Origin of the sequence: Serratia sp. EWG9, assembly GCF_019913725.1 — a bacterium.
In the GTDB taxonomy this organism is placed as follows: Bacteria; Pseudomonadota; Gammaproteobacteria; order Enterobacterales; family Enterobacteriaceae; genus Serratia; species Serratia ureilytica.
The window spans coordinates 342,869-361,111 of sequence record NZ_JADNRO010000003.1; the positions used below are offsets into that span (position 1 = coordinate 342,869).

The 18,243-nt window shown below is 59.4% G+C and carries 17 protein-coding genes and 1 other RNA gene; 3 read left to right on the top strand and 15 right to left on the bottom strand.

Translation table 11 applies throughout. The features are described 5' to 3' along the window. Positions 1–40 precede the first annotated feature (40 nt). The 8 genes from gspF to ffs form a co-directional block, all read right to left on the bottom strand. Complete coding sequence (gspF, locus tag ITX55_RS09830) at positions 41–1,258, bottom strand: type II secretion system inner membrane protein GspF (RefSeq protein ID WP_223524168.1); 1,218 nt, start codon at positions 1,256–1,258, stop codon at positions 41–43. Further along, the gene (gene gspE, locus ITX55_RS09835; protein WP_033642093.1) at positions 1,242–2,738 is read right to left on the bottom strand and encodes a type II secretion system ATPase GspE; all 1,497 of its coding nucleotides are present in this window, start codon (positions 2,736–2,738) and stop codon (positions 1,242–1,244) included. The genes gspF and gspE overlap by 17 nt, the downstream gene beginning before the upstream one ends. Further along, positions 2,735–4,699: a type II secretion system secretin GspD gene (gene gspD / locus ITX55_RS09840; RefSeq protein ID WP_080273367.1), complete on the bottom strand. Its 1,965-nt coding sequence runs from the start codon at positions 4,697–4,699 to the stop codon at positions 2,735–2,737. The genes gspE and gspD overlap by 4 nt, the downstream gene beginning before the upstream one ends. A 51-nt stretch (positions 4,700–4,750) precedes the next feature. After that, positions 4,751–5,254, bottom strand: a complete 504-nt coding sequence (locus ITX55_RS09845) for a type II secretion system protein N (protein WP_033642092.1) — start codon at positions 5,252–5,254, stop codon at positions 4,751–4,753. Positions 5,255–5,284: 30 nt separating this feature from the next. Then, positions 5,285–5,764, bottom strand: a complete 480-nt coding sequence (locus tag ITX55_RS09850) for a CadC family transcriptional regulator (protein ID WP_033642091.1) — start codon at positions 5,762–5,764, stop codon at positions 5,285–5,287. 398 nt (positions 5,765–6,162) lie between these two features. After that, entirely contained in the window at positions 6,163–6,657 is a 495-nt protein-coding gene (locus tag ITX55_RS09855; RefSeq protein ID WP_033642090.1) for a FidL-like protein, read from the bottom strand. Then, positions 6,642–7,439 (bottom strand): winged helix-turn-helix domain-containing protein, encoded by a 798-nt coding sequence (locus ITX55_RS09860; protein WP_033642089.1) that lies wholly within the window; start codon positions 7,437–7,439, stop codon positions 6,642–6,644. Before ITX55_RS09860 ends, ITX55_RS09855 begins: the two co-directional genes overlap by 16 nt. 367 nt (positions 7,440–7,806) lie before the next feature. Beyond that, positions 7,807–7,903, bottom strand: an RNA gene (gene ffs, locus ITX55_RS09865) — signal recognition particle sRNA small type. A 156-nt stretch (positions 7,904–8,059) separates the two neighbouring features. Between ffs and ITX55_RS09870 the strand changes: the two genes are divergently transcribed. Further along, positions 8,060–8,374, top strand: coding sequence for an MGMT family protein (locus tag ITX55_RS09870; RefSeq protein ID WP_033642088.1), 315 nt, complete (start codon positions 8,060–8,062; stop codon positions 8,372–8,374). A gap of 64 nt (positions 8,375–8,438) precedes the next feature. Here ITX55_RS09870 and ITX55_RS09875 read toward each other — a convergent pair whose 3' ends face one another. After that, positions 8,439–8,930, bottom strand: coding sequence for a YbaY family lipoprotein (locus tag ITX55_RS09875; RefSeq protein ID WP_033642087.1), 492 nt, complete (start codon positions 8,928–8,930; stop codon positions 8,439–8,441). A 231-nt stretch (positions 8,931–9,161) separates the two neighbouring features. Here ITX55_RS09875 and tesB point away from each other — a divergent pair, with 231 nt between their 5' ends. Continuing rightward, entirely contained in the window at positions 9,162–10,025 is an 864-nt protein-coding gene (gene tesB, locus ITX55_RS09880) for an acyl-CoA thioesterase II (RefSeq protein ID WP_033642086.1), read from the top strand. Positions 10,026–10,115: 90 nt separating this feature from the next. On the opposite strand, the gene amtB is transcribed toward tesB, so the two are convergent. The 5 genes from amtB to ITX55_RS09905 form a co-directional block, all read right to left on the bottom strand. Next, positions 10,116–11,402, bottom strand: a complete 1,287-nt coding sequence (gene amtB, locus ITX55_RS09885; protein ID WP_033642085.1) for an ammonium transporter AmtB — start codon at positions 11,400–11,402, stop codon at positions 10,116–10,118. Between the two features lie 35 nt (positions 11,403–11,437). After that, a complete protein-coding gene (gene glnK / locus ITX55_RS09890) occupies positions 11,438–11,776 on the bottom strand; it encodes a P-II family nitrogen regulator (RefSeq protein ID WP_004940327.1) in 339 nt (112 codons plus the stop codon). Positions 11,777–12,055: 279 nt separating this feature from the next. Continuing rightward, complete coding sequence (gene smdB / locus ITX55_RS09895) at positions 12,056–13,834, bottom strand: multidrug efflux ABC transporter permease/ATP-binding subunit SmdB (RefSeq protein ID WP_033642082.1); 1,779 nt, start codon at positions 13,832–13,834, stop codon at positions 12,056–12,058. Further along, a complete protein-coding gene (gene smdA / locus ITX55_RS09900) occupies positions 13,827–15,602 on the bottom strand; it encodes a multidrug efflux ABC transporter permease/ATP-binding subunit SmdA (RefSeq protein WP_033642081.1) in 1,776 nt (591 codons plus the stop codon). Before smdA ends, smdB begins: the two co-directional genes overlap by 8 nt. A gap of 92 nt (positions 15,603–15,694) precedes the next feature. Continuing rightward, positions 15,695–16,156, bottom strand: a complete 462-nt coding sequence (locus ITX55_RS09905) for an Lrp/AsnC family transcriptional regulator (RefSeq protein WP_004940330.1) — start codon at positions 16,154–16,156, stop codon at positions 15,695–15,697. Positions 16,157–16,278: 122 nt separating this feature from the next. On the opposite strand from ITX55_RS09905, the gene ITX55_RS09910 reads away from it, so the two are divergent. Beyond that, entirely contained in the window at positions 16,279–17,319 is a 1,041-nt protein-coding gene (locus tag ITX55_RS09910) for a PLP-dependent cysteine synthase family protein (protein WP_033642080.1), read from the top strand. A gap of 63 nt (positions 17,320–17,382) precedes the next feature. Here ITX55_RS09910 and cof read toward each other — a convergent pair whose 3' ends face one another. After that, on the bottom strand, positions 17,383–18,204 hold the full coding sequence (cof, locus tag ITX55_RS09915; RefSeq protein WP_033642079.1) for an HMP-PP phosphatase: 822 nt from the start codon (positions 18,202–18,204) through the stop codon (positions 17,383–17,385). Positions 18,205–18,243: the final 39 nt, after the last annotated feature.

Consider the following 18,243-nt stretch of genomic DNA (forward strand, 5'->3'; position numbering starts at 1 on the left):
TTGCTGATATGACTCACTTTATTCTCCATTAATGACATGATTAGCCGACCATATTATTGAGCTGCAATATCGGCTGCAGGATGGCCAGAATGATAAACAGCACCGAACCGGCCATCGCGATCACCAATAATGGCTCAAACAGCCCCAGCGCCAGCGTGATTTGCCGGCTGAAGGCCTCCTGCTGCATCGCCGCCGCCCGTTCGAGCATCATGTCCAGTTCGCCGCTGCGCTCGCCGGACATGATCATGTGTCGCATCATCGGCGAGAACAGCGCGGTGCCTTCAAGCGACGGCGACAATCCTTCCCCCTCTCGCACCCGCTCCATCGCCGCCAGCAGGCGCTCACGGGCAGCCTCGTTGCCCAACACGCCGGCGCTGATGCGCATCGCCTCCAGCAACGGCACGGCGCTGGCGTTCAAAATGCTCAGCGTTTTGGCGTAGCGCGCGGTATTCACCGCCAGCGACAGCTTGCCGACCACCGGCAGCCGCAGGATGAACGCATGCCAGCGTGCGCGCCGCGCCGGATCCCGCAGGCGATAACGGAAAGCGCCAAGGCCCGCCAGCGCCGCCATCAACACCGCCGCCCCCCATTGGCGCAATCCGTCGCTGGCGCCGAGCAGCATCCGGGTCGACAGCGGCAAGGTCTGCTTCATATGCACAAACTGTTCGATCACCTTCGGTACCACTGCCGTCAGCAAGATAGCCACCACGCCAATCGCCACCGCCGTCAGCACCATCGGGTACACCAACGCCTGCACGATCTTGTTCTTCATGTGCTGGCGCTGTTCGACATAGTCAGCCAGCCGTTCCAGCACCGGCCCCAGATGGCCGGCAATCTCACCGGCCGCCACCATGGCGCAATAGAGACGGTCAAAAATCTGCGGATACTGCCCCAGCGCCTGCGCCAGCGGGAAACCCTCCAGAATGCGCTGCCTCACCTGAGTCAACGCCGCTTGCAGGCCTTTTTTCTCCGTTTGCCGCGCCACCGCCATCAGCGCCTCTTCCAGCGGCAGCGCGGCGGACAGCAGCGTCGCCAGTTGCCGGGTGAGCAGCGCCAGATCGCCGCTGCTCACGCCGCCCATCCAACGGCCGGCGAGCAGGCCGGCAAGAGCGGATCGCTTGCGCGCCTGCATCGCCAGCACCTGCCACCCCTTCTCACGCAACCGATCGCGGGCCTGGCGCAAAGAATCCGCCTCCAACACGCCACGCCGGGCGCGCCCCTCACGATCGCAGGCGCGATAATCAAACTTCATCGCCATCCCCTTCGCGCGTCACCCGCAACACTTCTTCCAGGCTGGTCTCTCCGGCGCACATTTTGGCGATCCCATCCTGGCGCAGCGGCTGATAGCGCTCCCCGGCCAGCCTGGCGATGTCCAGCTCACCGTCGCTACGGTGGATTGCCCTGCGCATCGGTTCATCCAGCACCAACAGTTCATGCAAACCGATTCGGCCGCGATAGCCCTGCCCGCCGCAGGCCTCGCATCCTATCGGGCGCCAACAGGTCAGCGCCTGCGTCGACGCCAGCCCCAGTTGGCGCCGCTGCGCGTCAGGCAGCGCATAAGGCTCGCGACAGTGCGGACAAAGCCGGCGCACCAGGCGCTGCGCCAACACGCCGCTCAGCGAGCTGGAAAGCAAAAACGGTTCAACGCCCATGTCCCGCAGCCGGGTCACGGCGCCGATCGCCGTGTTGGTATGCAGGGTCGACAGCACCAGATGTCCGGTCAATGAGGCCTGCACCGCGATCTGCGCCGTTTCACCGTCGCGGATCTCGCCGATCAACACCACATCGGGATCCTGACGCAGCAGCGCGCGCAGCCCGCGCGCGAAGGTCATGTCCACCTTGGGGTTCACCTGCGTCTGCGCGATGCCGGCCAGTTCATACTCGACGGGATCTTCGATCGTCATGATGTTGCGCTGTTCGTCATTGATCTGGTTCAGCAAGGTATAAAGCGTGGTGCTCTTGCCCGAACCGGTCGGGCCGGTGACCAGAATAATGCCGTGCGGCTGGCGGATCAGGCGCAGCAACGCCTGTTGGTGCGCCGCCGCCATGCCCAGGCTGGGCAGTTCGAGCCGCACGCCCTGTTTATCCAACAGGCGCATGACCACGCGCTCGCCGTGGCTGGCCGGCATCACCGACACCCGCACGTCGATCGCCCGCCCGCCAACCTTCAGCGCCATGCGCCCATCCTGCGGCACGCGCTTCTCGGCGATATCCAGCTTCGACATGACCTTGATGCGCGACACCAGCAGCGCCGCCAGCTTGCGCTGTGGCGCCAGAATGCGGCGCAGCGCGCCGTCGATGCGAAAACGGATCACCAGCTCGCTCTCGTAGGTTTCGATGTGAATATCGGAGGCGCGCTCTTTGATCGCCTCACTCAGCAAGGCGTTAATCAGGCGGATAATCGGCGCATCGTCCTGTTCATCCAACAGGTCTTGCTGCTGCGGCAGCTCTTCCGCCAACGCATAGAAATCCAGTTCGCCGCCCAGATCGTCGATCATTTTCTGCGCCTGGCCGCTTTCCCGCTGATAGTGCGCCACCAGCCGTTGTTCAAAGGCCTCCGTGTCCAGCCGGGCCAGCGTCGGCTCACCGGGCAGGCAGCGGTACGCCTCCATCAATGCGGCGTGGCGGGTCTCGGGATGACAATACAGTTGGATGCCGCTCTGGCCGTCGACGGCCAGCACGCCATGCTGCCGCGCCCAGCCAAAAGGCAGCCGCGGCCCCGCAGAACGGGGCTTCACGGGCGCGCTCCGCGCGAATAAAACGCCTCGATACGCGCGACGGTGGCGAGGAACGCCCGATTGTCGACCGCCTTCTTATCGCCGGCGATCTCGCTGCGTAGTGCGTTATTCAGCTCACGATCGTCCTGCTGCTCGGCGTCGAACTTGCCTAACTTGCGCTGGCTCTGCCGGGCATACCCCTCGGAGCTGCGAATGATGGTCGGGCGGATAAACAGCATCAAATTACGCTTGCTCGCTTTGGTGGCGTTCGAGCGAAACAGCGCCCCCACCAGCGGGATCTTGCCCAGGATCGGCACGCTGCTCTCCAGCTCCGAGTTGGACTTGTCCAGCAGCCCGCCCACCACCACGGTCTCACCGCTGTCCACCAGCACCGTATTGTTGACCGTGCGGATATTGAAGGTCGCCCCCAGCGAATCCGGCGTGGCGCCGGCGCTGTCGGCAACGCTGGAGACCTCCTGCTCGATCTGCATCAGCACGGACTGGCCCTGATTGATCTGCGGTTTGACCTTGAGCTTGATGCCCACCGTTTTGCGCGACACGGTATTGAAGACGTTATCGCTGTTGGTGGTTTGCGAACCGGTGAGGATCGGCACATCCTGCCCGACGCTGAACTCCGCCTCGGCGTTATCGAGCGTAACGATGCTCGGCGTAGCCAGGATATTGTTTTGGTTGTTGCTGGCGATGGCGGACAGCAATACGCCCCAGTTGCCGCTGTAGAAACCGGTCATTAGGCCGTTGGCCTTGCCGAACACATCGCTCATGCCGTTTTCGAACCCCGCCGAGATGCCGGGCGCCTGGCCGGCGAACTGCGTGCCGCCGCCGTATTTGTTGGCCCACTGCACGCCGATGTTCAGCCCCTGACCATCCTGCACTTCGACGATCACCGCTTCGACCAGCACCTGCGCGCGCCGTACATCCAGCTTGGCGACCACCGCCTCCAGATCGCGCATCACGTCCGGCGCGGCGGTGATGATCAGCGCATTGGTCTGCTCATCGGCCTTGATCACCACATTTTTCAACAGCGCCACGTTGGCGGCGGCGCTCTCTTTCTCGTTTTGCAGGCCCGCGCTCACGCCGGTCAGCACCTCGACCAGGCTCTGCGCCTTGGCGTATTTGAGCGGAATGACCTGGGTATTGCCTTGGGTGACACTCTTGTTATCCAACTGCTCAATCAGTTCTTTGGCGTGTTCGCGAGCCCGATCGTCCCCGGCGATCATCACGCTGTTGGTGCGCTCATCCGCCACCAGCCGCAGCGAGCCTGCCCCGGTCATACGCCGTTTGCCCTCTTCACGAAACAGTTCGTTCACCATCCGCGCGATCTCCGGCGCCGCCGCATGCTTCAGCGCGAAGGTCTCGACCTGATTGCCGTCGTCCTGATCCATCTCCCTCACAAGGTCGAGCAGGCCGTTGACCACCCCGGCTCGGCCGGTGATCAACAGCGCATTGCCCTGCTCGTAATGCGCCACGCTGCCCACGCCGATGCTGTCGTTAAGCTGGCGCAAGATCGGCGAAACGTCTTTGGCCGCGATATTGCGCAGCGGCACCACGCGCATCACCACTTCATCCCCTTCGGCGATCGCCTCGCCGCCGCTTTGCGACAGCGCGGCTCTTTTTCCCTCTTTGGCGGCGATCACCTTCAGGACATTGTTGGGCATGCCGATGACCGTATAGCCGTAGACGTCCAGCACATTGAGAAAGAACTGGTAATATTGCTTCTCGTCGAGCTGTTCGTAGCTGCGCACCGTAACCTTACCTTTCACCGCCGGATCGATAATGATGGTCTTGCTCAGGTTTTTACTGACCGTATTGATAAATTCCTGAATGTCCGTGCCTTTGAAATTGGCGGAGAATTGCTCCGCACGCGCCAGGCCCCCCAGGGCAATCATGACGGCCACCGCCGCTAACGCGCGCCATAAACCGGCGCTCCAGCCTGCGCGGGAACGAAAAATAAAATGCGTCATCACAGTGTTGCCTTATGCTGTAAAACACCCCACGCCGAAGCGGCGCGCCGGCTACTCTTTAAACGTCAGCGCGGCGTAATAACCGTTTTCATCGAGCAGTATTTTGTTTTTTAATATCCGCACGATAACGGCATTGCTGCCGACCAGCCGATCGCCAACGCCATACCCGGTTTGCTTACCGCCATGTTCCACGATAACCAGGCTTTTTTCGGCGTTATCACTGAACAGCAGACCGGTTATCTTGCCGAGCGCCGCGGCCTCCGGCGCGTTAGCCAGCAGCTCGGCGCCGATCGCCCACTCGCCGACCTTATACCCGCGCGCCTTTTCGCCGCTTTTCGCCGCCTGATAGCGGCCAAACCAGTGTGCGTCGTTAATTTTCTCGATGTCATCTTCCTGGGGAAAGACGCCATGGCGCACTTGCTCACGCCCACTTTCAAGGTGCGGCTCAACGGGTTCGTTATTCACGGTTATCATTCGCCACACCTGAGAAAGCATGAACGTCAAATTAACCAGGAAGAAAAGTAGAATAAAAAAGTCTATCAACCGCTTGCTCACTGGCCCCCCGGTTATTCAACGGCGCCAACGCTAAGCGGAAATGCCCAACACCATCGCCACGGAAAACAGCAGCGTGATGGCCAGCGCCACTTTATAATTCACGGCGTCCAGCCACGTTCGCCGCTGTTTATTAGCCGCCGGTGCCAAGCATTGCTCCCGCGTATTCGCGCGTTCGCAGGCCTGGAAACTCAGCATCACGCCAAATCGGGGAATGGTTTTGATCACCTCGCCCGGAATACCGTGGCGGGAGAGCAAAGCGCGGCATTGGAATATCATTTGATAATAGTTATTGTCGCTGATGGTCTCATGGTTGCAGAACCAGACTGCGCGAATAATGTCATTTTTCTTATAGATGCCACTCAACAGGCACAGCATGAAACGCCGCTGCAATTCGGTCATTTCGATGAGCACATTCTCTTTTTTAAATAACAGCGTCTTTTCATTGTTGTTTAAGATCACCAACTCATTTTCCAACAGAGTCTCGTTCAGGGCAATGCTATGTATGTCCATCTCTCGCCTATCAGTTTAATGAAGTCCAAAGGCTCCCTGTGCCATTACCTTTGCACGCATGCGGCAGATGCATTTTCAACGCAAATAAGTGATTCACCGTGTTAAGAGCCGGCTCAATTAATCATGTTAAAAATATTCATGCAACTTATTTATTTAAAATAAACAATATAAAATTAATCTAACAAAACAACACAAACCTAAAGCCATTAAATCATTTAAAAACATGGTGATAGAGGAATTTATAAAATAAGTGAACCGCCATTAAATTCGATTAGTGATGCGAAAAATAGACAATGACCGATAATAACTCATGTTATTAGTTGTGCGCTAAAAAGACGGCGGAACGCTATAAACGGCAAATAAAATACATCTTTATCGGAGGGGCAATAAAGTAAACGTCAGGATTCAATATTGCATAAGAACATCGGCGAATAGGCATTGCTAAACATCAACGTGTTTTTATCAATGCTGCGAATATGATAAAACGTCGACTCATTGCTGAAAAAGTAGGTATAAATCTCTTCCGGTAAGGTATCACGCGGCGAATAGTTGACCTCGCCGTACTGAAAGCGATAAAAACTCCCCTGCGAAACATAGCTGAAGTTAACCCGCCGATTGACGAAGTATTTCTTTTCACCGTCGTTGGCTAACCCCGACAGGACCATCACGCCCTTATCGCCGGACAAAAAGATGTAGTTTATTTTCAGCGACAGCTGAATGTCGTTATGGGCCGCCTGCGCGTCCAGTGAATTGAAATAATTGAACGTGGCGTTCGCTTCGCAGGAAAAATCACTGAAGTCATGATGGCTGCGTATCAGGGAATACATCACGCTGCCGGTCAACACGCACAGGCCGACCAGCGTGGCTGACAGAATATTTAACTTTTTTTCCATGCCCGAATGTACTCGCTCTCACAGTTATGCAAAACAGCCGCACTGTCCTTCGTGCATTTGGCGATAAACTGGCGTCCGCTGTCTTCATTGGCATTTTGAGAACGGTTAACCTTGGTAATGACGACCTCGCCGGATCGACAATGTCGGCCATACAAATCTTTCCTGACCAGAAACTGCAAGTAGCCGTCCTGGTGATTCGCCAAAAAATGGCCGGCATAGTAGATCGGGCAACCGTTCACCGTGCCGACGTAGGACAATACCTGCTTCTTTTCACTGTCGCGATGGTGCTTGTAATAGATGAAGCACAGCGCCAGAAAAGATAAGGGTACGACGATCGATAAACTGCGCAGCAGAATAAAAAAATAGTGATGGGTGTTTTTTGTCGTTGCGGCAGGTGACGCCAACGTCACCGCGGCATCGGCAAGCTGAGGGGGCTCGGGTAAATCAATCCGCAGTCGGTCGACAGGTATTATTCGATTAAGTCTATACCCCTTTTTGGATAGGGTAACGATGAGGCGCTCGTTGAAACCGACAGACGTCAATGCGCGTCGGGTCAGGCTGATATATTGATTTAACGTCGCGGAAGAGGCGCTCAAGCCGTGATCGGTCCAAACCTGCTGCAACAGCGTCTCGCGGCTCACCGTCTCATGGCCGTGTTCAAGCAAGCATTTGAATACTCTGGCATTGACGCTGGATAAGAAAACTTCCCGTCCCTTCTTTAAACTTTTCAATGAACCGTTTTCAGTATTAAATGTAATATCTTTATCAATGATATAAATCATGTTTAGCCTGACAGCGCACACGGGTTATTATTTAAACTTATTGAGCCAGTTCGACGACCGCCGCTAAGCGCGGATAGTTTTTTCGCACAGAGAAAAAACAATACTAACGTCATCCCAACAGGTGCGCAACTTTAAGAATTTTCCCCATCTCTCCATCCTTATTTGTCCCACAAATGGCGGTATACGCGTTATTTTTTCGCCGTCATCGGATCTGTTGGCAACAATACATTTCTATCAGGGGGATAAAGGCTAAAACGGTGCAGAGGACACGCTTCGCGATCGCGAGGTGCGCAAGTAACGCCTGTTCAGCGTATCGACTTGATGAATAATGGGGAAGAGCGTTTTGCGGGACGCAAATGGGTGGGGACCCTGCCAGCTACATCCCGGCACACACGTCACCTGCTGCGGCTGCTTCCTTCCGGACCTGACCGAGTTCACAAGTTAGTGTTGCGGGAGAACCAACAGGGCCCCCATTGACGGCTTCTGTACTCCGAAGCGGTGGGCATTATCGGCGATGCCCCATCAAATAGCAAGCCAACCCGGGCCAACCGCTGTTTTCTTGCCCACCTGCATTGTGGCACACTCTCCGCCTGGGTTTTGACTCGCGCAGGAACTGCAACATGCAACCAGAAGACGCCTCTTTCAGCCAGCGGGTATTCCATATCGTGGCCGCTATTCCGTACGGCAAAGTCACCACCTACGGTGAAGTCGCCCGTCTGGCCGGTTCGCCGCGCGCCGCGCGTCAGGTCGGCGGTGTGCTGCGGCGTTTGCCGGAAGGCAGCACGCTGCCGTGGCACCGCGTAATCAACCGGCACGGGCAAATCTCGCAACAGGGGGAGGATTTTCAACGGCAACGGCAGGCATTGCTGGCGGAGGGGATTATTTTCGGCCCGCACAGCACGGTCGATTTCGATCGCTACGGCTGGCGCTGGTAAAACAAAACAGCCTTTGGCCGAAGCGCAAAGGCTGTTGATTGGGTCTTGCCGTACCGCAGCAGAATTACTGCATCGCGCTTGGCGCAGCCTGCATCGGCACGCCCTGCACCGGAACCAGCAGCAGGTCGGCGCGGGTGCCGTTGCGGTTAACCACTTCCTGGATCGTGTCGGTAATGAACATCAGTCGCCCGTTGACCGTCACCGCCGCGCTCAGAATGATGCGCGCATTCGGTTGGATATCAGACGGGTTGTACGGCAGCGTAAAGTTGAACGGCGCTTGTTGCCCTTCGGTACGTATCGCGCGCTGTGCAATCACTTTGGACGGCGCATCCGCCAGCGAGGCATCAGAGAGGGTGACAGTCAGTACGGCGTCCGGCGGCAGCGCAATGCGCTGACGTATATTAACCGAACCTGTCACCGCCGGCCCCTGAATCTGCGTTTGCGCAGCCGCCGGGTTGCCGGCCGCCGGTGTAGGCACATCAGCACTCTTTTGCGCGCATCCTGCCAGCGTGATCGTCAGTGCTGCGGCACCGCCTACGATTTGCCAGAGTTTCATGGATCGGTCTCCTTTTTTATTATCAACACGTTGGTGGCTTTCACCACCTCACTCATTAAACTTAGCACAAAACACTGATAAATCCACTTTGCCCCGCCTATTAATCACTTAGCCAGCCCAATGCGCTCACTATTAAGAGCATTCTCATCGGCCCTTTAACGCAAGATATTGACGCCGCGCCGTGATATTCCGCACACTGCGCAAAATGATTATTAGAAAGGTAACAATTTTATGAGCCAGGCATTGCAAAACCTCCTCGATCTGTTGGATCTGGAGAAAATCGAAGAAGGGCTGTTCCGCGGCCAAAGCGAAGATCTGGGGCTGCGCCAGGTGTTCGGCGGGCAAGTGGTCGGCCAGGCGCTGTACGCCGCCAAACAGACGGTGCCGGACGAGCGCAGCGTGCACTCGTTCCACAGCTACTTCCTGCGCCCGGGCGACAGCAGCAAGCCGATCGTTTACGACGTGGAAACCCTGCGCGACGGCAACAGCTTCAGCGCCCGTCGCGTCAGCGCCATCCAGCACGGCAAACCTATCTTCTATATGACCGCCTCCTTCCAGAGCCCGGAAGAAGGTTTCGAGCACCAGAACCAGATGCCGGACGTGCCGCCGCCGGAAGGGCTGCTGTCCGAATCAGAGATTGCTCAGAAGCTGGCGCCGATGCTGCCGACCAAAGTACGCGAAAAATTTATCGGTCAGAAACCGATCGAAATGCGCCCGGTGAAATTCCACAACCCGTTGAAGGGCAGCGTGGAAGAACCGCATCGCTACGTGTGGTTCCGCGCCAACGGCAGCATGCCGGACGATGCGCGCATCCACCAATATCTGCTGGGCTACGCATCGGACTTTAACTTCCTGCCGACGGCTCTGCAGCCGCACGGCGTCGGCTTCCTCGAGCCGGGCATGCAGGTGGCCACCATTGACCATTCGATGTGGTTCCACCGCCCGTTCCGCATGGATGATTGGCTGCTGTACGCGGTGGAAAGCTCCTCCGCCTCCGGCGCACGCGGCTTTGTGCGCGGCCAGATCTACACCCGCGACGGCGTGCTGGTCGCCACCACCGTACAGGAAGGGGTGATTCGCCAACGCGACGCCTGATTTGCGGCATAAAGAAAGGGGCGATGTTTCCATCGCCCCTTTTTGCTTCATCATTATTTTCGTATTTAGCGCACTGCCCTGCTTCGAGTCTTACTGGTTGTAGGCGCTCTCGCCGTGGCTGTTGACGTCCAACCCTTCGCGCTCCTGCTCTTCCGGCACTCTCAGCCCCACCATCGCGCCCGCGATCTTGAAGGCGATAAAGGCGGCGACGCTTGACCACACCAGCGTAATCACGACGCTCAGCAGCTGGATCCACACCTGATGCCCCATCGTCACCCCTTCGGCATAGCCGGTGCCGCCGAGGGAAGAAGCGGTGAACACGCCGGTCAGCAGACAGCCGACGATGCCGCACACGCCGTGCACGCCGAACACGTCGCAGGTGTCGTCCACTTTCAGCCATTTCTTCAACGTCACTACGCCCCACAGGCCGGCGACGCCCCCCACCAGGCCGATGATCAACGCGCCGCCCACGCCCACGGTGCCCGCCGCCGGCGTAACGGCAACCAGCCCGGCGATCATGCCGGAGCAGGCGCCCAGCAACGAAGGCTTGCCGCGCAGCACCCACTCGGCAAAGGTCCAGGACAGAATGGCGCCCGCAGTAGCCACCACAGTGTTCAGGAATGCCAAGGCCGCAATGCCGTTAGCCGCGCTGGCGGAACCGGCGTTAAAGCCGAACCAGCCGATATACAAGATGGAGGCGCCGGTAAACACCATCGGCAGGTTATGCGGTTTGAACGCCTCTTTACCGAAGCCGGCGCGTTTGCCGAGCAGATAGGCGCCGATCAGCCCGGCGCTGGCGGCGTTGATGTGCACCACGGTGCCGCCGGCGAAGTCCAGCGCGCCGTCGGTAGCCAGATAGCCACCGCCCCACACCATGTGCGCGATCGGCAGGTAAGACAGGGTGAACCACAGGATCGCGAAGATCAGCACCGCCGAGAAGCGAATGCGTTCGGCGAAGCCCCCCACCACCAGCGCCACGGTAATGCAGGCGAAGGAGGCCTGGAAAGCGACGTGGATCATCTGGCTGATGCTGCCGGTGACGCTGTCGATGCCGATGCCTTTCAGCATCGCCGTCTGGAATCCGCCGAACACCGCATTGCCTTCGCTGAACGCTAGGCTGTAGCCATACAGCACCCACAGCACGCAGACCAGCGCGAAGGTGACGGTGACCTGCGTCAGCATCGACAGCACGTTTTTGCCGCGCAACAGGCCGCCGTAAAACAGCGCAATGCCGGGCAGCGTCATGAACAGCACCAACGCGGTGCAGATCATCATAAAGGCGTTGTCGGCCTTATCGGCGACCGCCGGGGCGGCCAGGGCCAAAGAAGGAACCATTGTTACCGAACTCAGGCCCAACATGGATAACAGTCTTTTCATTATCAATCATCCCCATCACTTAACTGAGTTCGCGGTTACAGTGCCGATTCGTCGGTTTCGCCGGTGCGAATACGGATCACGCGTTGCAATTCGGCAACGAAAATTTTGCCGTCGCCGATTTTGCCGGTGTAGGCGGCTTTGCTAATGACATCAACCACTTCATCCAACTGATCGTCGGCGATGGCGATATCGATTTTGACCTTGGGCAGGAAGTTGACGTTATATTCGGCGCCGCGATATAGCTCGGCGTGCCCTTTCTGGCGGCCAAAGCCCTTCACTTCGGTTACGGTCAACCCCTGAATGCCCACGGAGGACAAGGCCTCGCGCACGTCCTCCAGCTTGAACGGTTTGATTACCACGGTCACCAGCTTCATATTGCCTCTCCACGAATTAAGCCCAAACTCACCCCCGGTACGCCTCATATGTAGCAAGGGCTGTGCCAAATTTTATTTTGCATGGCGATTCAGCGGATTAGCGGGCACGCGGGCGCCGCCGCGGCGCGGTGCAGTACCGATACCTTGAATGGGTTAAATAATGCGCACTGATTTGGTGCGCGTCGCGTCGAAAAAGTGCAGAAAGGGGGCGTAGCCTGGCGGAGTTGCCTGCTTGTGGTGCGTTGGGAAAAATAAGGGCCGCGATCGCGGCCCGTGGGATCAGGCGGGTTGGCTCTCGTCGCGCACCGCTTCCGCCAACTGCTCGCCCGCCAGCTGCAGCTGATACATCTGGTAGTAGCGCCCCTGCTGCGCCAGCAGCTGTTGATGGTTGCCCTGCTCCACCGCCTGGCCGCGATGCAGCACCAGAATGGAATCGGCATCGACGATCGTCGAGAGGCGGTGAGCGATCACCACCAGCGTGGTGTGCTCGCGGATCACGCGCAGCGCCCGCTGGATAGCCTGCTCGGTGCCCGAGTCGATGTTGGCGGTCGCCTCGTCGAGGATCAGGATCTGCGGCGCCTGCACCAATACCCGCGCCATCGCCAGCAGCTGTTTCTGCCCGACCGACAGGTTATTGCCCTGCTCCCCCAGCCGGGTATGGATACCCTGCGGGAAGCCGCGCACCAGACTCGCCAGCTGCACCGTTTCCAGCGCCCGCCAGACGGCTTCTTCATCGATGTTGCGCCCCAGCGTCACGTTGGCCAGCACCGAATCGGCGATCACCACCGGATCCTGTTGCACCATCGCCACGCCCTGGCGCAGCGTGCGGTGCGACAGGCTGGAGAGCGGACGGCCGTCGAGACGCACTTCCCCTTCGCTGACCGGGTAATAGCCCATCAGCAGGTTAGCCAGCGTGCTCTTGCCGCTGCCGGTATGGCCGACCAGCGCCACGAAGCCGCGTGAGGGCACCGCCAGCGAAATATGCTGCAGCACCTTTTTATCCGCACGGTAGGCGAAGCTCAGATCGGTGATGTCGATGCTGCCGCCGGCCAACGGACGATCGTCTGCGCCGTAGCTTTGCTGGCTGCGATCCATCAGTTCGAAAATACGTTCGCCGGCCACCACCGCCTGCTGCAGGATCGACTGTTGTGACGTCAACTCGATCAGCGGTTCGTTCAAACGCCCCAGGTAGTTGATGAAGGCATAGAGCACGCCGACGCCAATCACGCCTTCGCCGCTGAAGCCGAACAACATCAGCAAACCGCACAGCACCAGCGCCGAAAACAGACTGAGCAGCGGCCGCAGCAGAAAACCGTCGAGCCGCAGCGTCTGCATGCGCGCGAGATAGTGCGATTGGCTGGCGGCGCTCATGCGCTCGCCGAACCTCACCTGCTGGCGGAATTGCTGGATCACGCCCATGCCGTTGATCACTTCGTTGAAACCGTCGTTGATGTCCGCCAGATAACTGCGCACCCGGCGCACAATCGGCGTGCTGTAATATTGATAGATGCCCATCACCACGAACACCGCCGGGAAGATGCAGATAGCCACTAACGCCATGCGCCAGTCGAGGCTGAACATCGCCACCAGCATAGCGCCGATCAGCGCGGCGCTTTTCAGCACCGTGGAGACCACCATCACGTACAGATCCTTGATCACTTCGGTGTCGTTGGTGACGCGCGAGATCAATTGCCCGACCGGTTGCGTGTCGAAGGCGCTGAGCGGCTGGCGCAGCGCGGCGTCCATCACGTCGGTACGCAGCCGCTGCACCACGCCTACCGCCGCCTGGTTGAACAGCAGCGCCTGGAAGTAGTGCAGCGCCGCCGCCAGCAGCTCCAGCAGAATGTAGGCCGCCGCCAGCCCGCCGACAATCATCAGCGGCAGTTGCCCTTTGGCGACGTAATTATCGATAAAATAGCTGACCAGGATCGGCCCGGCGACTTCCGCCGCCGCCGCCACCCACAGCATCAGCACCGCCACCCCCAGCGGTTTGCGGTACGGCGAGCCGTAGGCCAGCAGCCGCTTCAGCGTCGGCCACAGCTTTTGCACTTTATTCATCGGCCAACGCCTCCTCGCCGTTTTCCGGCGCTTCGTCCAGCGCCGCTTCCAGCTGCTGATAACGGTACATATCGCGATACCAGCCCGGCTGCGCCGCCAGCGCCGCCGGATCGCCGCGCTGCGCCACGCCGCCGTGCTGCATCACCAGGATTTCGCTGGCTTCGGTCAATGCCGACAGCCGGTGCGCGCTGATGATCACCGTGCGATCTTGCCCCCAGCTGCGCAGGTTGTGCAGGATCTGGTGCTCGGTACGGCCGTCCACCGCCGACAACGCATCGTCGAGGATCAGGATCTCCGCATCCAGCAGCAACGCGCGCGCGATGGAGATGCGCTGTTTCTGGCCGCCCGACAGCATCACGCCGCGTTCGCCCACTTCGGTGTCATAGCCCTGCGGCAGCCGCAGAATGTCCTCATGGACGCTGGCCAGCCGCGCCGCCTGTTCAATCTGCGCCTGCGTCGCCCCCGGCTGGCCCAGCGCGATGTTGTTCGCCACGGTATCGGAGAACAGGAACGGCGTCTGGCTCACCACCGACAGCCGCGAACGCCAGTCGTCGAGCCTGACCTGCGGAAGCGGCAGGCCGTGATAGCGGATCTGCCCTTGGTCGACGTCGAACTGACGCTGGATCAGCGACAGTAATGTCGACTTACCGGCCCCGGTCGGCCCGCACAGCCCCAGCATCTGCCCCGGCTTCAACGTCAGCGCCACGTCATGCAGCGCCGGGTGCGGGTTTTCCGGGTAGTGGAACGCGCGGATATCCACCTCCAGCACGCCGCGCCCGGCCGGCAACGCCTGCGGGCCATCCTGCACCGCCGGCGCCTCGTCGAGCAGGCTGCGGATACGGCTGTAGGCCGCGCTGCCGCGCTCGACGATGTTGAACATCCAGGCCAGCGCCAGCATCGGCCAGATCATCAGGCCGAGGTACATCACAAAGCTGGTCAGTTGCCCGAGCGTCAGCGAACCGTTCACCACCATCCAGCTGCCGCCGCCGATGGCCAGCAGGTTAGAGGCGCCGATGGCGATATAAATGGTCGGATCGAAGCGCGCATCCACCCGCGCCACGTGCATGTTCTTGGCGCCGGTCTGCGCCGCGACGTCGGCGAAGCGGTTGGATTGGTGATCTTCCAGCCCGAAGGCCTTGATCATGCGGATGCTGGTCATGCTTTCCTGCGCCTGATCGTTGAGGCTGGAAAACGCCGCCTGCGCCGATTTAAAGCGCTGGTGCAGCTGATCGCCGTAATATTTGATGGCGATCGCCATCAGCGGCATCGGGATTAACGCCAACACCGTCAGCTGCCAGCTGATTTGGGTGCTCATGACCACCAGCACCACCAACCCCATCACCAGCGAATCCACCAGCGTCAGCACGCCTTCACCGGCGGCGAACACCACGCGATCCACGTCGTTGGTGGCGCGCGCCATCAGATCGCCGGTGCGGTGGCGCAGGTAGAACGCCGGGTTCTGCCGACTGAGCTGACGGTAAAAGTTTTCGCGCAGCTCGACCGCCAGCTGGTAGGAAGCGCCGAACAGCAGCACCCGCCACACATAGCGCAGCAGGTAAACGACGATCGCAGTGCCGATCATCAGCCCGAGCCAGGCCAACAGCACGCCGGTAGACATCTGTTTTTCGGTGACGCCGTCCACGATGATGCCGACCAGTTTAGGCGGCAGCAGTTGCAGGATGGCGATGACGATAAGCAATACCACCGCGCCCAGGTAGCGGCGCCACTCCCGGCGGAAGTACCAGCCGATTTGTGCAAATAATCTCACGCAGTTTGATTCCAGGGTTTTATGAGGTTTGTCTCTTTTTCCGCTTCAACGAAGCAGGATACCACCGTTGAGCCGCTCGTCCGGTGAACTTTTCACTCCGGCACCGGCAGCGCGGTGGTGTATTTGATTTTTTCCATGGCAAAGCTCGAGGTGACGTCGATAAGGCCCGGCACGCCGTTCACCAGGCGCTTGTAAAAACCGTCGTAGCTTTTCATGTCCGCCACTTCGACCTGCATCAGGTAGTCGTACTCTCCCGCCATACGGTAGAACGCCAGCACCTCGGGCATCTGACTGGTCAGCTGCACAAACGCCTGATACCACTCGCTGCTGTGCTGTTGGGTCTTGATCAGTACGAACGCCGTCAGCCCCAGGCCAAGCTTTTCGTTATCCAACAAGGCCACCCGGCCGCGGATATAGCCTTCGTCTTCCAGACGTTTCAGGCGCTTCCAGCACGGCGTAGAGGTCAAATTAACCGCATCGGCCAGCGCCTGCAGCGACTGGGTGCAATCTTGCTGCAGCATGCACAGCAGCTTACGGTCTGTTTTATCTAACATAGCGGCCACCTGGAGAAAAATTTTCTCCCATTAGGCGATTAAACAGGGAAAATGGCAATCCTTTTTTCCTGCCGACAGGCTATGCTACGCCATAAATCAGCCCCCTATTCTGAGGCCAAATCATGACAAACTCTTGGGTAAAATATGCTATCGGTGAAATAGAAGCGGATTTTCAACGCTCCGCCGATACGCACCTGATTCGCCTGAACCTGCCGGCGTTTCCCGGCATCTGCCTGTACCTGAAAGATGAGAGCACCCACCCGACCGGCAGCCTGAAACACCGCCTGGCGCGCTCGCTGTTCCTTTACGGCCTGTGCAACGGCTGGATCACCGAGAACACCACCATCATCGAGGCCTCGTCCGGCAGCACGGCGGTGTCCGAAGCCTACTTCGCGCGGCTGATCGGTCTGCCGTTCATCGCGGTGATGCCGTCCTGCACCGCACGCCGTAAGGTAGAGCAGATCGCCTTTTACGGTGGCCGCTGTCACTTCGTCGATCACGCCGCCCAGATCTACGCCGCTTCCGAACAGCTGGCGAAAGAGCTGAACGGCCACTATATGGATCAGTTCACCTATGCCGAGCGCGCCACTGACTGGCGCGGCAACAACAATATCGCCGACAGCATCTTCCGCCAGATGGCGCGCGAACCCTTCCCGGTGCCGAAACACATCGTGATGAGCGCCGGCACCGGCGGCACCTCCGCCACGCTGGGGCGCTATATCCGTTATCAGGGGCACGATACCCGGTTGACGGTGGTCGATCCGGAAAACTCGGTGTTCTATGACTGCTTCCACCACGGCGATCGCACCCTGATCGGCAGCTGCGGCAGCCGTATCGAAGGCATCGGCCGCCCACGCGCCGAGCCGTCGTTCATCCCTTCGGTGGTCGATAACATGTTGCGGGTGCCGGACGCCGCCAGCGTCGCCACCATTCACTGGCTGGAGGCCGTGCTCGGCCGCAAGGTCGGCGCCTCCACCGGCACCAACGTCTGGGGCGCGCTGCAATTGGCGAAGCAGATGCGGGAAAACGGCGAGCAAGGGGCGATCGTCACCCTGCTGTGCGACAGCGGCGAGCGCTACCTCGATACCTATTACAACCCGGAGTGGGTCAGCAACAACATTGGCGATCTGCAACCGTATCTGGCGCAGCTGGCGGATTTGTAACGCCGGGCGCAACGTAAAAAAAAGCCGGGTAGTCATACCCGGCCGGCTGTAAGGAGAACCTCATTATTCGGGGGAATAGGTGAGGCAAGGTGAACGCAGCCAATGTTGTAAATAATGAGCCACCGCCTGTTGTTGGCAGTGGCCGATAACCGGCAGCTGCGGCAGCAGGGATTTCAGCTGCGGCAGGGCGTTCCCCATCACCACGCCGTGTCCCACCGCGCCCAGCATCTCTTTGTCGTTCATCGCATCGCCGAACGCCATGCAGTCGGCCATCGTCAATCCCAGGTGACGGCTCAGCCGGTCCAGCGCCGCGCCCTTGTTGCAACCGAGCGGCAGCACCTCCAGGCAATCGTAAGCGGAGAAACACAGATCGGCCTCGCCGCCCAGCTGCGCCCGCAGCTGCACCTGCAATTCCAGCAACTCCTCATGCGGTGCAACAAAGCACACCTTGCTGTTGCCGAACGCCGGTAAGCGGCGCACGTCAGCCAGTTGGAAACGAAAGCCGCTCAGGTGGTGCGCCTGCAGCATCTCTTCCGGCGCGGGGAACTCGGTCAGCCAACCTTCGTCGCGGAACACGTGCATGCTGGCGCGGGTGCGCCAATGATGATGCAGCACCTCTTCGGCGATCTCCGCCGGCAGATCGGCGGCGTGCAGCTGTTGGCCACGGTAGTCATACACCCGCGTGCCGTTGCCGGTGATCAGATAGCCCTGCAGCCCCAGCTGCGCCATGATCGGTTGCGCATCAAGGTAGTGCCGCCCGGTGGCGAACGTCACCACCATCTCCCGCTCCACCAGCTGGTTCAGCACCGCCAGCGTTTCCGGGCCAACCCGGTGATCCGGCATCAACAGCGTGCCGTCCATATCGAAAGCCGCCAGGCGATACATAAAGACCTCATGAATGTGAACGCGATTACAATCAGTGCA